At 37.8% G+C, this 3,860-nt stretch carries 3 protein-coding genes; all 3 read right to left on the bottom strand.

Annotated elements, in window-relative coordinates:
- The coding region (locus tag T541_RS21705; protein ID WP_197025183.1) for a DUF6531 domain-containing protein at window positions 1–3,016 on the bottom strand (3,016 nt) is incomplete at its 3' end.
- An 81-nt stretch (window positions 3,017–3,097) separates the two neighbouring features.
- Window positions 3,098–3,421: a hypothetical protein gene (locus T541_RS0116040; protein WP_026653623.1), complete on the bottom strand. Its 324-nt coding sequence runs from the start codon at window positions 3,419–3,421 to the stop codon at window positions 3,098–3,100.
- Window positions 3,422–3,453: 32 nt separating this feature from the next.
- Window positions 3,454–3,860, bottom strand: a 407-nt coding sequence (locus T541_RS20010; RefSeq protein ID WP_034467642.1) for a hypothetical protein, incomplete at its 5' end; no start/stop codon positions are given.

Raw genomic sequence — 3,860 nt, 5'->3', positions numbered from 1 at the left:
CTGTCTTTGTGTATTCCATTGATACCACAAAGCCATCTGCCTGAGTCTCACTCTTAACTCTTCCAAGGCTGTCATACTCATAGCTTCCTACAAGGCACTCCTCATCACCAGCCTTCTGGGTGATTTTAACAAGCCTATTGTTCTCATAGGTGTTCTCTGTTACTACACCATTTGGATCAGTAGTTGTCTTTCTGTTTCCGTTCTTATCGTATGCATAGAGAGTCTCTCTATCAGCAGCATCAGTCTCTTTTACAAGTCTTCCTGCCTTGTCATACTCTCTTTCAATAACACCTCCGTTAGGATCTGTTACCTTTGTGATATTACCGTTATTATCATACTCATATGATGTTACATTACCGTTACCATCAGTCACTGTCTTGATTCTTCCAAGACCATCGTATGTATATGAAGACACTGTGATGGCATCAGAAGCTGAATCAACGTCATCTTCAATGGTCTTATCAGCCTTTTTGATGGTAAGGATGTTACCATTCTTATCGTGAGTATAGCTAGATATTCTTCCATCTGGGTCTGTTACCTTAGTAAGGTTACCAAGAAGGTCATACTCATAACTTATGTTTCCGTTGTTTGGAAGAACGATCTTTTCTTCTTTCCCCAACTGATTGTAATATATTCTAGTAGTCCTACCCTCTTCATCTGTAAATGCAGATAGTTTTCCCATTGCATTGTATTCCCACGATTTTCGAGTATGATCAGGATTTGTGATGGACGATACCTCTCCAAGAGCAGTGTACTCATATATTGTTTCATTTCCTTCTGAATCAACAACTCTAGCGATATTATCATCCACTCCAATATCATAGGTCGTCCTGTTTCCTTCAGCATCCTCTGTCGCAATAACACGGCCTAGATTATCATTTTCATATCTTATAGTCACTCCACTAGGATTTGTAATAGAGGAAATATTCCCATTATTATCATAACCAATTATTATTTTATTTTTTTCCGCATCTTTAATCGATACAACTTTTCCATCTTTGTAGTAATATCTTATTTTTCCACCCAAAGGATCTACAACACAGCAAAGATTACCTTCAAAATCATACTTATACTTAGTAATGTTACCATTCGAGTCTTTTCTTGCTGAGAGCTTTCCATCAGCGTCATAGGTATAGAACTCATGGAGTCCTTCTGGTCCAATTATTCCAGTAAGATGTCCCCTATTATCGTATGTATATCTTGTTGTATAGCCTCTCTTATCAGTATGAGAAGTCTTAAACCCTCTGTCATTATATGTGAATTTCTCTTCTATATCCTGCTCAGGATACCTTGTTCCTACATGACGGCCAATCTCATCAGAGATATACTCAACCTTACAGCCATTCTGTTCAATCGCTGTAGTTACATGTCTATCCTCATCATAGCTGAACTTGATTTCTCCACCATCGGGCATTGTCTGATGGATGATTCTCTTTTTAGAATCATATTCATTCACAACACCTACGATGCCGTCTGGACGAACCATCTCCTTGATAAGTCCATCTTCGGTATAGTGGAACTGTCTTGTAGCGCCATTAGGTGATGTTATGGATGTAAGTCTATACTTATCCTTGGTATCTTCATACTTATAAGAAACCTCTCTTCCTGTATGGTCTTTTACAGATAAAAGAAGTCCCAATTCATTGTATGAAAAAACAAGCTCACTTCCCTCTTTAGTTTTCACCTTTATAGGAAGAACCCTATTTTCTATCTTTCCATCAATTTCTTTTTCTACCAAGTCGTAGTCAATGGTTGTATGCGAACCATAGTTATCGCCATATGATGTAACATAGCCATCACTATCGAAATCTATATATTTGTTGTTATCATAAGAAAGGCGATAGCCATTATCTTTTTCTCTAAGTATTCCCTCTTCTCCATGGATTTCAAGATACACTTCCTCTTTGCCAATGTTTGTCTTCTTGAAGCAGCCTTCTTTTCCATCGTCGTAAAAAACTGTGATTGTCTCATCATCTGTTTTTGCCAGATGCATTTCATAGTTAAGTGTCCAACCTCTTCCAAGAACGCCAATAGTGTCAGACTGTGCATTATAGAAGCGTCTAGCTTCAATGCCATGTCTTCCGCCAATCTTAAGATCAGTCTTACTGCTGATAAAGTTACCTGTATTCATGTTTACAGGATCATAACAGTATACCTGACACCTTGAAGCCATACCCTGTACAAATTTAAGGTAAGTCTCAATATATGCCTTATAAGCTTCTGAATCTCCTGCTTTTTCATATACGATATTGTTAAGATTCTCGGCATATGTCTCTGGATCAAAGCTGCCATCTCCAAGTCCATCCTGGATTCTCTTAAGATTCTGATTAATATGATCAATAAGACTTACAAATTCTGTACCTGAGAAGTCATCATTATGTTCATCAAGAAAAGCAAGAAACTTTTCCATAAGTGTTGGAACAAATCCTTCTTTTCCATTTTTTACAAAGTCATCAAGTGCCTCCTGAGCAGGTGCTGGATCTGGATCATCAAGTGTCTTGACAGTGATGACATCACAGCTTTCAACTATAGACTGAGCATCATCTCTTAAAGACTTGATAGTTGGTGTATTATCCTGAAAATCTCTGTTATAAGCAGCAAAATCTATTATTACTTTTTCAAGTTTGGATTTATTAAGGATCGCAGTATCATCTTCTGCCAGATCCTCGCAAAAGTCCTCAAGAAGAGGAACAGATGATTCAAAGCTAAGACCCTGCATCTTACCCATAAGGATCTGAACAGCCCTTACAGTATCTACAGTTATTGCATACAGGTTATCATTAATAAAGCTCTTTGAAGCATCCGCTTCCTCGCCTGTATGATTCTCATCATTTACAAAGCTCATAAGAGCCTTTGCAAACTCTTCTGATTTTTCATTAAAAACATTTATCTGAGCAAAGCATTCACAAAAGTATGCTCTGATTTTTTCCTGGTTCCAAGTCTGATCCCCGGCAGTGAATACATTTCCTGCTCCCGGAATATCAGTGTATAAATTCTCTTTAACGTACTCTCCCAACGTCAATTCTTCCTTTCATTATTTTTTCCAACACAGCAAGATGCTCCCCACTATGCCAATTTAAGTACAACAATAAAACTATCAACCATCTGAACTGCTTGAATTTCCTGCAGCGTCATTAAGCTGATCGCTCATATCCTGATCTATCTTCTCGTCATAATTTGTCTTGATATTGCGCATAAGTGTCACTACTGTTTCAGTTCTTTCCTGAAGACTTGTTATGCTGTCGATTGTTGATTCATAAGCAACCTTATAGTCCGGAACAACAACATTCAAAAGGCACTCTGCATCTGGTTCTACATATTCATTTGATTCTAGTAAAGACTTTCCTAAATTATCTATGTTATCCACTATCTGCGTGTAGACAGTGGTATCCATCTTGATATCATTTCCTGAATTAGCCATTTTAAACACTTCCAATCATCAATTATTATTTTTCACCCCAAAGAAGCTAGTTCTTGGTATAATTCTTCTATTTTTTCCTGAACTTCACCAATTGCTTTATCTATCTGTCCAAGAAGCGATAATGTCTCTCCCCTGTATGAAGAAAGACTGGAACCGATATCTGAAACCTTTGTTTCCGCCTCGTTATAGTTTAATCCTCTCCACTTGTCTCCCTCTGCCAGATCATATGGAGCAACTATCGGGTCCTCGACGCTTTCCTTAATGGTATTAATAGTTTCACTGATACCATTTCTGTCAGCTTCAAGCTGATCAAGTATGCCTTGATATTTAGATATCTCAGCTTGTATCGCTGCTCTCCTTGCTTCTAATTCTTCGTTAGTCATGTTTTTTCCTCTGTATCTCTTTTTATTTCTATGGCAGCAAAGCTGCCATAGATATG

Source organism: Butyrivibrio proteoclasticus P6B7 (assembly GCF_000622085.1).
In the GTDB taxonomy this organism is placed as follows: domain Bacteria; phylum Bacillota; class Clostridia; order Lachnospirales; family Lachnospiraceae; genus Butyrivibrio; species Butyrivibrio proteoclasticus_A.
The sequence above is the reverse complement of the archived record's forward strand: the minus strand, read 5'-3'. Positions and strand labels throughout refer to the sequence as shown.